We start from the raw sequence: 13,264 nt of genomic DNA, 5'->3' as shown, positions 1-13,264 counted from the left end.
GCAGAACCACACCTTCCGCGACCACTACCTGGAGGTCGAACTCGACCTGTCCGACGTGGTGTTCCTCGCGACGGCCAACGTCCTGGAGGCCATCCCGGAGGCCCTGCTCGACCGTATGGAGCTGGTCCGCCTCGACGGCTACACCGAGGACGAGAAGATCGTCATCGCCCGTGACCACCTGCTCCCGCGCCAGCTGGAGCGGGCCGGGCTCGCCGAGGACGAGGTCGTCATCGACGAGAGCGCGCTGCGCAAGCTCGCCGGAGAGTACACACGCGAGGCGGGCGTACGCACCCTGGAACGCTCGATCGCCCGGCTGCTCCGCAAGGTGGCGGCCCAGCACGAACTCGGCGAGCGGGAACTGCCGTTCACCGTCACCGACGAGGATCTGCGCGGTCTGATCGGCCGGCCGCACCACGTGCCGGAGTCTGCCCAGGACCCCGCGGAACGCCGTACGGCGGTCCCCGGTGTCGCGACCGGACTCGCGGTCACCGGAGCGGGCGGGGACGTGCTGTTCGTCGAGGCGTCACTGGCCGACCCGGAGACGGGCGCGGCGGGTCTGACGCTGACCGGCCAGCTGGGTGACGTGATGAAGGAGAGCGCGCAGATCGCGCTCAGCTTCCTCCGCTCGCACGGCGCGGAGCTCGAACTGCCGGTGGGCGATCTGAAGGACCGGGGCGTGCACATCCACTTCCCGGCGGGCGCGGTCCCGAAGGACGGCCCGAGCGCGGGCGTCACGATGACGACGGCACTGGCGTCACTTCTCAGTGGCCGCCTGGTCCGCACGGACGTGGCCATGACGGGCGAGGTCTCGCTGACCGGCCGGGTCCTCCCGATCGGCGGTGTGAAGCAGAAGCTGCTCGCCGCGCACCGCGCCGGGGTGACGACCGTCGTCATCCCCAAGCGCAACGAGGCCGACCTGGACGACGTCCCGGCGGAGGTGCTGGACAAGCTCGACGTCCACGCCGTCACCGACGTCCGCCAGGTCCTGGAGCTGGCGCTGTCCCCGGCGACGAACGGGGCCGCGCCGGAGGTTCCGGTAGCGGCGTGACGGACGCTTCCGGACAGGTGAAGGCCCGGGTTCTCGTGAGGGAGGCCCGGGCCTTCACCGCAAGCCGTAGGCCGGGCGCCGGGTCAGCCGTCGGCGACCGCCTGCGCCCGGTCCAGGGCGCCGTTGCCGCGAGTCCCCGGGGGCGACCTCAGGACCGCCGGTCGGGAGGGGTTGGCGACTGCTTGCCGGGGAGTGTGCAGGAGGGCGGTTTAGCTCGATCGTGGGCTTGTGGGCTTGCGGTGTGCTGGGCCGTTCGGGCCACGGTGATCGTGCGATCTGGGACGCCGGGTACGGCGCCTGGGGGTACCCCCTCTGGGGGAGTGCGGGGCCCCTGCTCCACCGGAGTGATGGTTCGGGGCCTCCCCGTCGCCTCTGGCCGTGTCCATCTGGCCAGGTCGTGAGGGAGCCGGCCTCCCGGGATCGGACCACGGACAGGATCCGTGTCGCTGCCCCGGGGTTGAGTACGCCGGGGACCAGTACGCCCAAGACCGTTCGGGGCGCCCGGCTGAGCAGACTCACCTCTGCTCCGTCCACAGGAACGGTTAGCCGTTGGCGAGCGCCTGCACCCGGTTCAGGGCGCCGTTGAACCTGTCGTGGTCGCCGACCGTCGGGCCGGAGGACGTGTACTGCCACATGGTGTACGTGCTCCAGCCGGCCGGGAGAGTGCCGGCCGTCGAGGCGTACCGGGCGATCCACAGCGGGTTGGCGGAGAAGCCGCCGTAGTTGCCTGTGCACTGGGTCCACCAGCTGGTGGTGGTGTAGATGACGGCGTTCCGGCCGGTGCGCGCCTTGTACTGGTTCAGGAAGTCACGGATCCAGGTGACCATTCCGCTCGGCGTCTTGTCGAAGCAGGCGTCGCCGTACGGGTTCCACTCGATGTCGAGCGCCCCGGGCAGCGTCTTCCCGTCCTGGGACCAGCGGCCGCCGTGGTCGACGAAGTAGTTGGCCTGCGTTGCGCCGGTCGTGGTGTCCGGCGTGGCGAAGTGGTAGGCCCCGCGGATCATGCCGACGGCGTAGGAGCCGGTGTACTGCTGGGCGAAGTAGGGATTCGTGTAGTACGTCCCCTCACTCGCCTTGGTGTACGCCCACCGGACCCCGCTGCTCCACAGGGTCGGCCAGGCGACGTTGCCCTGGTAGCTGGCGACGTCGACACCCTCGGTCCGGACCGCTCGGGTGTCGGAGGGAAGACCGTCCTGGCCCTCATGCGCCACGACGCCCATTCCCATGTGGGCGGAGCCGCGGGGCGGGACGGTGGGGGTCTCCGCGGCCGTGGCGGGGACGGTGTGCAGCAGGCAGGAAGCGGCGAGCAGGAGTCCGACGACGAAGAGGCGTCGGACGGATATCGGACCGGGTCTGTGCACGGGCATGGCGTGCCTCCGAGGGCTCGGTGATGCTCGGTGGGGGGGGGAACAGGAGAAGACGACACGGGATTGGCATGTGCATGCCAGTGATGGCCTGGCGGGGACGCTGCGTACGGGGACGACGGGCTGTGAAGGGGGACCGGAGGCTGCCGTTGATCCAGCCCTGCGAAATACTTACGGAGCTGCGGCTATGGCGCAATTTGGCGGAAACTTTCCGGACCGGGAAAACCGAGGCAGGGACTGACGTGCACGAAGACGGATACGGCGGCGGAGGCCGGGGTCGGGCCGACGTGGCGCCGAGCGGTGTGGACCAGCCCGGATTCCTGGCGCTCGAACGCGAGTTGACCGTCCTGCTGCGACGTGCCCGGGCCAACCAGGGGGAGATGGCCCGCGAGGTCCATCCCGACCTGGAGTCGGCCGCGTACGGGCTGCTCGTCCGTCTGGATGAATGCGGCCGCCAGCGCGCCACCGAACTGGCCGCCTACATCGGCGTCGGCAAGGCCACGATGTCCCGCCAGCTCCGCGCCCTGGAGGAGCTGGGCCTGGTCGCCCGCGAACCGGACCCGGCGGACGGCCGGGCCTGGCTGGTCGACCTCACGGACGAGGGCCGCTCACGCGTCAAACGGGTCCGCGACGCACGCCGGGCGCGGTACGCGGGGCGACTGGCGCACTGGGACACGCAAGAGGTCACGGAACTGGCCAGGCTGTTGCACCAGCTGAACCGGGGGATGGAGAAGTAGCGGCGGCGCCCCGGTCCCCGCCCCGGTCCCCGCCCCGGTCCCCGCTCCGGCACCGGCCGCCGGGAATCGGTACCCCGGGGTGGGCTCAGAGCTCCGCGTACACGACCGTCGCGTCGTCGTGGGTCTTGCTGCGCCGCAGATGCGCCCGCGCCTGCGCGTCCCCGCGTTCCAACTCCCGTACGCGGTCCACCAACGCCTGCGCCCCCTCCTTGCGTACGAAGGTGAAGAGTTCCGTCCAGTCCCCCTCCCGGAACTTCTCCACCCATCGCGTCGCCCCGTCCGTCAGCGCCACCAGCGTCCGCACCCGGGACCGGTCCACCGAACCCGTCACCGCCAGGCCCGCCACTGCCGGATCCGCCGCCGCCGTGAAGAAGCCGCCCTCCTTGTTGCGGAGGTCGGCGTCGATCAGGGTGTCCGTGGTCAGCAGGGCCCGGGGGATGCGGGAGAGGCGGTCGTCCAGGACGGGGGTGACCGTGCCGTCGGGGGACTCCAGCAGCAGCGCCGAGTCCGACAGGACCAGGTACTCGACCGTCGACGAGGACCATCGCGCCACCACCACCGTCGCCTGGGGCGTGCGCGGGTGAGAAAGGTCACAGCCTTCACCATGTGCCTGAGCTGTGCGTGCGATCGCCCGGGACAGCGTCTCGGCCAGCGGAACATCCATGAGCGAAACGGCCAGTTCGGTCAGCGCCCCGCCGAGGCGTGCCGTGAACCAGGGGACGGAATGCAGACAGCCGGTCGGACCGTCGGGCGGGGTGACTCCGTCGAGGGCGACCAGTACGCCGCCCCGTCCGGACGCGGGGAGGGCGACGCTCGCGAAGTCCTCGTTGGGCCGATGGGCTTCGCCGGGCTCGGAGACAAGTTCCGTACGCATTCGGCCAGTCTGCACGAGCCCTTCACGAGCTTCGTCAAAGCCCTGCAATGGTCGCGGAATTGGCGCAGTCGCGCAGGTCAGGCGCCTGGTTTAGGGTGGAATGGCGCACTCCGGGCGGTCGTGGTGGCGAATCCTGCCACCGGTTCTCGCCGGCGTCCAACCGGCCCGCCGCGCACGACATGGACGTCCGCCTCGGGAACTTGCCCGCCAACTCTCCTCCGGGGTTCACTCCTTCGGGTGGCTGCCCTGATGAAGGGCGGTCATCGCCCACCGGCACTGGGAGGGTCGGGAATCGCACCCGGAGTGCACACCAGTTGACGGAGCGTCACCCCGGGCCCACGGGTATCACGAGTTCAGGAATGCGAGCAGCGGTGCAGAAGACGCGGCCTCGTCGCACAGGCAAGCAGACGGCCTCCGGCAAAGACGCGGAGCGCACACCCGCCACGCCCGGCGCCCCCGAGACTCCCGTCGGCAAGGGCCGCCCCACCCACGTCCGCACCCGGCTGATCCTCGCCGTCGCCGTCGTGGCCGCCGCCATCGCCGGGGCCGGTGCCCCCTCCCTCGTCACCGCCTCCGGCGACCTCCACGACTCCCAGGACCTGGTGACGCTCGCCGAGCAGACCCAGGACGCCCTGGCCCTCGCCCACTCGCTCGCCGACGAACGCGACGAGGTCACCTCGTACATCGCGGCCGGGCGGCCGAAGACGAAGGCGCCGACCGAGCAGTCCAGCGCCCGCGTCGACCGCCAGGTCGAGGAACTGCGCGCCGACACCGGCGTCTCCACGAGCCTGCGCGGCGACCTCGACACCATCGCGGCCGTACGACGCTCCGCGCTCACCGGCAAGAGCACCGCCCTCGAAGCGCACGACGCCTACTCCGCCGCCATCACCGAGCTGCACCGCCTCGCCGAGGAACTGGCCGAGCAGATGCCGCCGCGCGCGGGATCCGGCGCCTACGCCCTCGCCGAGCTCGACTCCGCCGTACAGCAGGCCGCCGCCGCCCGCGGACTGCTGCTCGCGGCCCTGAGCGTGCCGGCCACGACCCAGAGCGTCTACGACCCGATCACCGGCCTGACGAGCACCAAGAAGGTCTCCTCGGCTGCCGCCACCAAGCAGCGCGACGCGCTCAGCACCGCCGCCCAGCAGGCCCGGCTGCGCTCCGAATCCGCCCTCGCCGACTTCCAGGACTCCGCGCCCGCCACCGCCAAGGCGAGCTACGACTCCACGGTCACCGGCCCCGAGGTCAACTCCGCCGACAAGTACCTCGCCGCCCTCACCGACCAGCCCACCCTCTCCAGCGGCGACCTGGGCACCAGCACCACCAAGGTCGATGCCGCCCTCTCCGCCCGCGTCGACCTGATGCGCGGCGCCGAGTCCGCGCTCTTCGACCGCCGGGTCAAGGAACTCGCCCAACTGCGCGACGACGACGTCTCCGCGCTGGAACTGCGCATCGCGATCCTCGGCACGCTGATGCTGCTCGCCGTCGGCATCGCCACCGCCATGGCCCGCACCCTCACCCGCCCCCTCTCCGTGCTGCGCCGCGGCTCCGCCCGGCTCGCCGGGGCCGAGGACCCCACCGCCGAGGAAGCGGTCGCCTTCACCGGCCGCAACGACGAGTTCGCCCAGGTCGTCCGCTCCGTCAACGCCCTGCACGCACACGCCGTCGCGCTCGCCGAGCGGGTCACCACCCTGGAGTCCGACCGCAAGCACCTGGTCGGCCAGCGCCAGAAGATGGCCGACGCCCGCGAGCAGCTCAAGGGCGAACTCGCCGACTCCGCCGCCCAGTTGCAGCGGCTGCGCACCACCATCGGCGCCACCTTCGTCAACCTCGCGCTGCGCACCCTCGGCCTCGTCGAGCGTCAGCTCGCCGTCATCGAGGGCCTGGAGGAGCGCGAGCAGGACCCGGACCGGCTGGCGACCCTCTTCAAGCTCGATCACCTCGCCACGGTCATGCGCCGCCACAGCGAGAACCTGCTCGTGCTGGCCGGCACGGAACACGTCCAGCAGAGCGCGGGGCCCGTCCCGCTCGTCGACGTGGTCCGGGCCGCGGTCAGCGAGATCGAGCGCTACGAGCGCGTCCGCATCGCCGCCCTCCCGCCGCACGCGCATGTGGCCGGCTTCGCCGCGGACGACCTCTCGCACCTGCTGGCCGAACTGATGGAGAACGCCAGCTCGTTCTCCCCGCCCGACCTGCACGTCGAGGTCTCCGGCTGGCTCCTGGAGAGCGGCGAGGTCATGCTCTCCGTCCAGGACGAGGGCATCGGCATGACCGCCGAGCGGATGACCACCCTCAACTCCCGCCTCGCCGAGTTCGACCCGGACAGCCCCGAGTCGGCGTACGCCTACGACGACCAGGGTGACGAGGGCCTCGGCCTGGGCCTGTACGTCGTGGCCCGCCTCGCCCACCGGCACGGCGTCCGCGTCCAGCTGCGCGAGCAGAAGCAGGGGGGCGTGGCCGCGGTGGTGGTCCTCCCCAAGCCCCTGCTCACCGCCGCGCCCACGTCGGCCGTACCGACCGCCGACGCCCCGGTGACCGGCGCGACCCACTCCTTCTCGCTCCCCGGAGCGGACGCGGAGGTCAACTCCAACGTCCTGAGCGGCCGTTCGCAGGGCGGCGACCGCCTGGTGGCGCTGGCGGAGAAGGCCGTACGCGACGCGGAGACGAGCCCGGGTGGCCACCCGGCCCCGGAGACTCCCGCGCAGGCTCCCGCCGAGACGACGATGGAGCTCCTGGCCCCGGTACCGGCACACGAGGACAAGGAGTCCGTGCCGCAGGAGCCGGAGGCGCACGAACCCGCAGCCGCCGACGAGGCCGAGACGGAACACACCCGCGCAGACGACGAGCCCCTCACCGACAAGGGCCTCCCCAAGCGAACCCCCAAAATCACCGCACCCACCGCCCCGGTCCCCCGCCCACGCAACGCCTCCGTGGACGCCGAGGCCCTCCGCCGCAGGCTGGGCGGCTTTCGCCGGGGGGCGGAGGCCGGCCACCGCGACGTAGAGGCGGAGATCAAGGAACAGACCGGCGAGACCAGACTCCCGGCCGCAGAACAACGCACCGCATCCGAAGAAGCCACGGGGGGCACCGTCGAGGAGGCAAGCAGTTGACCGCGCCCAGTACCTTCGGACTGAGTCGTGAGGCCCGCAATCTCCACTTCCTGCTCACCAACCTGGTGGAGGAGGTCCCCGGCGTCCAGTCCGTCGCCGTGGTCTCCTCCGACGGCCTGCTCCTGCTCTCCTCCGACGCCGAGACCAACGCCCAGGCGCGCGAGGCCAGGGAGGCCAAGCCCTCCGGCCCGCGGGGCTCGTCCGCCGACCTCGCGACCATCGTCTCCGGCATCGGCAGCCTCACCCTCGGCGCCGCGAAGCTCATGGACTTCGGCGCCACGAAGCACACCATGATCGCGATGGACGACGGCAGCCTGTTCGTGATGTCGATCAGCGACGGTTCGCTGCTCGGTGTGCACGGCTCCGCGGACTGCGACATGAGCGTGGTGGCGTACCACATGGCCCTGTTCGTCGGCCGCGCCGGCCACGTGCTGACCCCCGAACTCCGCAGCGAGCTACGCCAGTCGCTGGAGAACGACGGTACGGGGAGCGACCGATGACGAACCGGCCCGACCTTCCCGTCCGCGGCGGCGACCGCAAACCCGCGCGCGTGAGGCCGTACTCGCTCACCGGCGGCCGCACCCGCTTCGGTCACGTCCTCCTGGTCGAGACGTTCGTGGCGGCGCTCGAAGCCCCCGAGGAGCGCAAGGAGCTGACCAACGGATCGCTGAAGTCGGTCATGCCGGAGCTCCAGGCCATCGTCGAACTGTGCCGCCGGATGCGCACGGTGGCCGAGATCGCCGCGCTGCTGAAGATGCCGCTCGGCGTGGTCCGGGTGCTTCTCAGCGACCTCGCGGACCAGGGAAAGATCCGTGTGTACGGCACCGGGACCGGTCACGGCACGGGCCGTCCCGACCGCGCTCTGCTGGAAAGGGTGCTGAGTGGACTCCGTCGTCTTTAGAGACATCGCAGTCGAGGACGCCGACGACAACCTCAAGTCCTGGCAGACGGACCGCACCCGGGCCCCCATCGCCACGAAGATAGTCGTGGCCGGCGGCTTCGGCGTCGGCAAGACTACCCTCGTGGGCACCGTCTCGGAGATCGAGCCCCTCCAGACCGAGGCGCTGATGACCGAGGCCAGCGAGCAGGTCGACGACCTCACCGGCACCCCGGAGAAGGTCACCACCACCGTGGCCATGGACTACGGCCGCATCACGCTCGACGACGACCTGGTCCTCTACCTCTTCGGCACGCCGGGCCAGGAGCGGTTCTGGTTCATGTGGGACGACCTGGTGCGCGGGGCGATCGGCGCCGTCGTCCTGGCAGACACCCGCCGCCTCAAGGACTCCTTCCCCGCCCTCGACTACTTCGAGAGCTGCGGACTGCCGTACGTCGTCGCGGTCAACCACTTCGACGGCAGCGAGCGGTTCGAGCCGGAGGACGTACGGGAAGCGCTCTCGGTCCCCCGGCGCATACCCGTCATGATCATGGACGCGCGGCGGAAGATCTCGGTGATCGAGACCCTGCTGTCCCTCGTCGGCCACGCGCTGGACGAGACCCCCGAGTAGTGCACGTTTAGGAGCCAGCACCCGTATGCGGAAGATACTCGTCGTCGGAGCCGGCCAGTCCGGACTCCAGCTCGCCCTCGGCCTCCAGTCGCACGGGTACGAGGTCACCCTGATGTCCAACCGGACCGCGGACGAGATCCGCACCGGCCGGGTCATGTCGACGCAGTGCATGTTCCACACGGCACTGCAGCACGAGCGCGATCTCCGACTGAACTTCTGGGAGTCCCAGGCCCCGAAGATCGAGGGACTCGGCGTCTCGGTGGCGGCTCCCGGCTCCTTCGACCCGGGCCCCTCGCAGCGCGCGATCGACTGGCTGGGCCGTCTCGACGGGTACGCGCAGTCGGTCGACCAGCGGGTGAAGATGGCAGGCTGGATGGAGACGTTCGCGCAGCGCGGCGGCCAGCTCGTCATCCACGGCGCGGCCGTCGGCGACCTCGACTACTTCTCCCGTACGTACGACCTCGTGATGGTCTCGGCGGGCAAGGGCGAGCTGGGGTCCATGTTCGCGAGGGACCCGGAGCGCTCCCCGTACAGCGAGCCGCAGCGGGCCCTGGCCGTCTCGTACGTCCACGGTCTGGGCCCCCGCCCCGAGCACCCGGGAACGGAAGCCGTCCGCTGCAACCTCGTCCCCGGCGTCGGCGAACTCTTCGTCATGCCGACGCTCACGACCTCCGGGCGCGCCGACATCCTGTTCTGGGAGGGCATACCCGGCGGCCCGCTCGACGCCTTCAGCGGTGTGAAGGACCCGGGGGAGCACCTCTCCCTGACCCTGGAACTCATGGAGACGTTCCTCCCCTGGGAGTACGCGCGGGCCAAGGGCGTCGAACTGACCGACGCGGGCGGTGTGCTGTCCGGCCGCTATGCGCCCACCGTGCGCAACCCGATAGGCCGCCTGCCCGGTGGAGGACTGGTCCTGGGCGTGGCCGACGTCGTCGTCGCCAACGACCCGATCACCGGGCAGGGGTCCAACTCCGCGTCCAAGTGCGCGGCTTCGTATCTCGCGTCGATCCTTGAGCGGGAGGACAAGGAGTTCGACGAGGAGTGGATGCGGGGGACCTTCGAGCGGTACTGGGGCACGGCTCAGCACGTCACCAAGTGGACGAACGCGATGCTCGCGCCGCCGCCGGAGCACATCCTCAACCTCATCGGTGCGGCAGGGCAGTTGCAGCCGGTGGCGGATCGGTTCGCCAACGGCTTCGACGACCCGGCGGACTTCGAGAACTTCTTCTATGAGCCGGAGAAGGCGGGGGCGTATGTGGCTTCGGTGGCGGGCGGCTGATCGTCGCCGTTGAAGGTGCGGGTTGTCCGTCGCTGGTCGCGCAGTTCCGCCCGCCCTTCCGGGGCGCGTTCATCCGGACGTACGGCCCCGAGGAGAGGGTGCACCGCAATCGGTGACACCTTGATCTTCTCGCCCGCTCTCGGGGCCTCGATCACCCGGCCTTCGCCCAGGTAGATCGCTACATGGGTGGCCTTCGGGAAGTAGAGGACCAGGTCTCCCGGGCGCAGGTCCTTCAACTCGATCCTCGGTAGCCGCGCCCACTGCTCCTGACTGGTTCTCGGGATCGGGGTGCCGGCGTGGGCCCAGGCCTGTGAGGTCAGGCCCGAGCAGTCGTACGTCTTCGGGCCCTCCGCGCCCCATTCGTACGGCTTGCCGAGTTGGCGTTCGGCGTACCGCAGGGCCCTGACGCCCTCCCGCGACGGCTCCCGCTCGTCCTCACCGAGCGCACCCGACGTCGTCAGCTCCTCCTGCGCCTTCTCGACCCCCTTCTCCTCGAACTCGGCCAGCATGGTGAGCTGTTCGGCGGTGAGGGACGTGAGGAGTTCCTCCACGTCGTCGAGCCGCTGCCGTACGCCGTCCCGGGCCTTCTTCTGCCGGGCCGCGAGGGTGAGTTGGTCGTCGAGCGCCTTGCGGGCCTTGCGGGCGAGTTCGTCGGCGCGGTGCTCGTTGCCGGTCATGCGACCGATCGTCTTGGCGCGCTCCCTCGCCAACCGGCCGATCACACGGCCCTGGTCGAGCGCGTGATCGGGGTCGCGGGCGAGCAGGAGGCGGACGTACGGGGAGATGTCCGTGACGTTCTGGTACTGCTGCCGGGCCAGCCGCCCCGCCGCACCCCGGCTGTCGTGCAGGGAGAGGCGGGCCTCGGAGAGTTCGGCGTCGAGGCGGGCCACCTCGGCGCGCTTCTCCTTCAGCTTCTCCTCCGTGGCGTTGTAGGTCTCGGTGGCCTCCTCGGCATCCCGGTACAGCCGCTGAAGATCCGTCAGCAGCTCGGCCACGGAACGCTCACGCGGCTCCGGCTCGGGTACGGCCGCCGCGGGCAGCGGTGCGAGGGCCGTACCTGCCGCGACCGCCGCCGTACACACCAGACGCAGAAGCCTTCCTGACACGTCATCACCTCCCATGCGGATCAGCCCCTCTGGTCCGCACGGCGAGCATCAGGCGGCGCCGGTGTTTTCGCGCGCCGGGTGTGGGCGGTTCGGCGCAACCGCGTCACTCGTCGGTGTCGACCGCGGTGTCGTCCCGCCTGTCGGGCTTGGACCAGGGCCACTTCAGGCCGCTGTCCGCCCTGCCCTCGGGTTCGTACGCGTACTTCCACCCCTTCTGGATCCCCAGCTTGCTGTGCCCCCTCGGCACCCGGCGGTACACCAGCACACTCGGCGGCCCATCGGGGTTCGGTACGGGGATGCGGTACGTCTTCGGTGGGTGACCCGTAGGTCCCAGCAGCACGGGCAGCACACGGCCGTCCATGGGGCCGCCCTCGAAGGGGGTGTCTTCGCTCTTCACGGCACCAGTCTCAGCCATCCGCCGCGAGGGCTGTGACCAGCGCGGCGGTCTGCGGGTCGCGGTTCGCGGTCACGGAGAGCACGGCGACGAACTGCTCGACCAGCCAGTCGCGCAGTTCCTCCATGGGGGGCTGCTTGCCCTCGTCGAGCCAGATCAGGGAGGCCGCCTCCACCGCCGTGATCCACATCCGTACGGTCATACGGAGCAGCAGGCCCGGTTCTTTGACGCCGAGGTGGTTGAGGATGTGCTCGGCGGCGGCCCGTCGTACGCCGTCCACGATGGCGGTGGTACGGGACGTCTCGACCACGCTGCCGCCCTGGAGCAGGGCACTGAAACCGGCGTCGTGCTCGTCGACGAAGGCGAGGTAGCGGTCGAGGGCGCGGGAGAGCCGGGTGAGGAGGGGGCCCTCCCGGGGCTCGTCGAAGCAGTTCTGGAGCTCTTCGGCGGCGGAACGCAGGGCGGCCTCGTACAGCTGCTGCTTGCCGCCGGGGAAGTACCGGTAGACGAGGGGGCGGGAGACTCCGGCCGCTTCCGCCACGTCGTCGAAGGAGACGTCCTCGGGGGCGCGGTGCGCGAAGAGTCCGAGGGCGGCTTCGAGGAGCTGACTGCGTCGCTCCTCGACGCCGAGTCTGCGATAGGCGGGAGCGGATGGGGTCATGCCTCGAAGGGTAGTCGGCCGTCGGCGGGTAGGTCGTGGCTGGTCGCGCCCACGCGGCGGAGCCGCACATCGAAACAGTCCCGCGCCCCTTGAGCAGATCAACTGAACCACACCTCCAGGGGCGCGAGGAACTGCGCGACCAGCCCCCACCGGCCGTCACCCGAAACTCAAGCCAGCAGCCCCGAAGACCGCCACAATCGCCGCCCCACACCTCGAAGAACCCCTATGTCGTCCAGGAAGTCCGTCAGCTTCTTGGCCCCGGTCTGCATGACCTCCCTCCGGTGCCCGCTGGCGCGGACCTGTGCCAACGCCTCCCGCCGGTCAAGGCCCACATTCGTGTACACCTCCGGATTCACGAAGGCCACGGAGAACACCCGCGCGAACTCCCCCGAGGTCACCCGCGTGAACGCCTGCGACCACCGCGGAGCGGAGACCATCTGGCGCCGCAGCTCCTCGCGGGCGTACCGCACATGACGCGCCTCCTCCACCACATGGATCCGCGTCACCCCCCGGATCAACGGCTGCACCCGCTCGTCCGGGAACGTCAGCCGCTGCATCCAGTCGAGGATCTCCTCACCCAGCAGCGTCGCCGTGAAGGAACCCGGCGTCGTGGAGATCGTCTTGAACAGCCGCCCCAGCTGCTGATGGGCCCGGCTCACCGGGTACCAGGGCGTCCCGCCCCGCGAGATCAGCCGCGCGAACATCTTGGAGTGCCGGCACTCGTCCTCGATCTCGGTGAGCGCGTACCGCACATGCGCGCTCGTCGCCGCCTTGTCGTAGATATGACGGCACAGCAGCTGCATGAGGATGATCTCGAACCAGATCCCCAGCGAGGCCAGGGCCGCGGCCTCGTGCTGCGAGAGCGACAGGCGCTGCTCCTCGCTCATCCGGCGCCACATCGGGGTGTCGTACAAGGACACCAGTTCCGGCGGCCAGAACCACAGGCCCTCGTCGAAGGGTGCGTCCCAGTCGAGTTCCTCGTCGGGGTCGAAGGAGTGCTTCCTGGAGGAGTCGAGCAGTCGCTGGGCCACCTGCTCCCGGTCCTTGAGCAGACCGAGCGCGTCACGCAGCCCTTCGAGCGCGTCGACTTCTGTCAGACTCGTCATGGCACTTATGAGACTGCTTGTCAGCAAGTCGGTCAATCCCTTGCGCACGACTTGTTGACCCGGCGTCTACGAAGGGGCAG

At 70.5% G+C, this 13,264-nt stretch carries 13 protein-coding genes; 7 read left to right on the top strand and 6 right to left on the bottom strand.

Features of this window, described 5'->3' with window-relative positions; all coding sequences use genetic code 11:
* Positions 1-1,048, top strand: a 1,048-nt coding sequence (locus tag ACI2L1_RS00330; RefSeq protein ID WP_404737068.1) for a S16 family serine protease, incomplete at its 5' end; no start/stop codon positions are given.
* A gap of 542 nt (positions 1,049-1,590) precedes the next feature.
* Here the strand turns inward: ACI2L1_RS00330 and ACI2L1_RS00325 are convergent.
* Positions 1,591-2,415 carry a lysozyme gene (locus tag ACI2L1_RS00325; RefSeq protein ID WP_404737067.1) on the bottom strand — a complete coding sequence of 275 codons (825 nt, stop codon included), beginning with the start codon at positions 2,413-2,415 and terminating at the stop codon, positions 1,591-1,593.
* Positions 2,416-2,654: 239 nt separating this feature from the next.
* Here ACI2L1_RS00325 and ACI2L1_RS00320 point away from each other — a divergent pair, with 239 nt between their 5' ends.
* Positions 2,655-3,149, top strand: a complete 495-nt coding sequence (locus ACI2L1_RS00320; protein WP_404737066.1) for a MarR family winged helix-turn-helix transcriptional regulator — start codon at positions 2,655-2,657, stop codon at positions 3,147-3,149.
* 85 nt (positions 3,150-3,234) lie between these two features.
* On the opposite strand, the gene ACI2L1_RS00315 is transcribed toward ACI2L1_RS00320, so the two are convergent.
* The gene (locus ACI2L1_RS00315) at positions 3,235-4,023 is read right to left on the bottom strand and encodes a hypothetical protein (protein WP_404737065.1); all 789 of its coding nucleotides are present in this window, start codon (positions 4,021-4,023) and stop codon (positions 3,235-3,237) included.
* 371 nt (positions 4,024-4,394) lie between these two features.
* Between ACI2L1_RS00315 and ACI2L1_RS00310 the strand changes: the two genes are divergently transcribed.
* The 5 genes from ACI2L1_RS00310 to ACI2L1_RS00290 are packed head-to-tail and all read left to right on the top strand — an operon-like array spanning position 4,395 to position 9,917.
* Entirely contained in the window at positions 4,395-7,130 is a 2,736-nt protein-coding gene (locus tag ACI2L1_RS00310; RefSeq protein WP_404737064.1) for a nitrate- and nitrite sensing domain-containing protein, read from the top strand.
* Positions 7,127-7,630 carry a roadblock/LC7 domain-containing protein gene (locus ACI2L1_RS00305; RefSeq protein ID WP_404737063.1) on the top strand — a complete coding sequence of 168 codons (504 nt, stop codon included), beginning with the start codon at positions 7,127-7,129 and terminating at the stop codon, positions 7,628-7,630. Before ACI2L1_RS00310 ends, ACI2L1_RS00305 begins: the two co-directional genes overlap by 4 nt.
* Entirely contained in the window at positions 7,627-8,031 is a 405-nt protein-coding gene (locus tag ACI2L1_RS00300; protein ID WP_404737062.1) for a DUF742 domain-containing protein, read from the top strand. Before ACI2L1_RS00305 ends, ACI2L1_RS00300 begins: the two co-directional genes overlap by 4 nt.
* Entirely contained in the window at positions 8,012-8,638 is a 627-nt protein-coding gene (locus ACI2L1_RS00295; protein WP_404737061.1) for a GTP-binding protein, read from the top strand. The genes ACI2L1_RS00300 and ACI2L1_RS00295 overlap by 20 nt, the downstream gene beginning before the upstream one ends.
* Positions 8,639-8,663: 25 nt before the next feature.
* Entirely contained in the window at positions 8,664-9,917 is a 1,254-nt protein-coding gene (locus tag ACI2L1_RS00290) for a styrene monooxygenase/indole monooxygenase family protein (protein ID WP_404737060.1), read from the top strand.
* On the opposite strand, the gene ACI2L1_RS00285 is transcribed toward ACI2L1_RS00290, so the two are convergent.
* The 4 genes from ACI2L1_RS00285 to ACI2L1_RS00270 all read right to left on the bottom strand — a co-directional run bounded on the left by ACI2L1_RS00285 (position 9,866) and on the right by ACI2L1_RS00270 (position 13,184).
* On the bottom strand, positions 9,866-11,023 hold the full coding sequence (locus tag ACI2L1_RS00285) for an NlpC/P60 family protein (protein WP_404737059.1): 1,158 nt from the start codon (positions 11,021-11,023) through the stop codon (positions 9,866-9,868). The genes ACI2L1_RS00290 and ACI2L1_RS00285 overlap by 52 nt on opposite strands.
* 103 nt (positions 11,024-11,126) lie before the next feature.
* Positions 11,127-11,438, bottom strand: a complete 312-nt coding sequence (locus tag ACI2L1_RS00280; protein WP_404737058.1) for a hypothetical protein — start codon at positions 11,436-11,438, stop codon at positions 11,127-11,129.
* A complete protein-coding gene (locus ACI2L1_RS00275) occupies positions 11,431-12,078 on the bottom strand; it encodes a TetR/AcrR family transcriptional regulator (RefSeq protein WP_404737057.1) in 648 nt (215 codons plus the stop codon). The genes ACI2L1_RS00280 and ACI2L1_RS00275 overlap by 8 nt, the downstream gene beginning before the upstream one ends.
* A 167-nt stretch (positions 12,079-12,245) precedes the next feature.
* Positions 12,246-13,184 carry a diiron oxygenase gene (locus tag ACI2L1_RS00270; protein ID WP_404737056.1) on the bottom strand — a complete coding sequence of 313 codons (939 nt, stop codon included), beginning with the start codon at positions 13,182-13,184 and terminating at the stop codon, positions 12,246-12,248.
* Between the last annotated feature and the right edge of the window lie 80 nt (positions 13,185-13,264).

The sequence above is a fragment of the Streptomyces sp. NPDC019531 genome (genome assembly GCF_044903305.1).
Taxonomy (GTDB): domain Bacteria; phylum Actinomycetota; class Actinomycetes; order Streptomycetales; family Streptomycetaceae; genus Streptomyces.
Note: the sequence above shows the minus strand (reverse complement) of the source record. Positions and strands in the feature narration are given on the sequence as shown.

Excerpts from the sequence above, each read along its gene's own strand:
- ACI2L1_RS00280 (WP_404737058.1), bottom strand. The coding sequence starts at position 11,438 with ATGGCTGAGACTGGTGCCGTGAAGAGCGAAGACACCCCCTTCGAGGGC.
- ACI2L1_RS00315 (WP_404737065.1), bottom strand. The coding sequence starts at position 4,023 with ATGCGTACGGAACTTGTCTCCGAGCCCGGCGAAGCCCATCGGCCCAAC.
- ACI2L1_RS00325 (WP_404737067.1), bottom strand. The coding sequence starts at position 2,415 with ATGCCCGTGCACAGACCCGGTCCGATATCCGTCCGACGCCTCTTCGTC.
- ACI2L1_RS00275 (WP_404737057.1), bottom strand. The coding sequence starts at position 12,078 with ATGACCCCATCCGCTCCCGCCTATCGCAGACTCGGCGTCGAGGAGCGA.
- ACI2L1_RS00270 (WP_404737056.1), bottom strand. The coding sequence starts at position 13,184 with ATGACGAGTCTGACAGAAGTCGACGCGCTCGAAGGGCTGCGTGACGCG.
- ACI2L1_RS00300 (WP_404737062.1), top strand. The coding sequence starts at position 7,627 with ATGACGAACCGGCCCGACCTTCCCGTCCGCGGCGGCGACCGCAAACCC.
- ACI2L1_RS00290 (WP_404737060.1), top strand. The coding sequence starts at position 8,664 with ATGCGGAAGATACTCGTCGTCGGAGCCGGCCAGTCCGGACTCCAGCTC.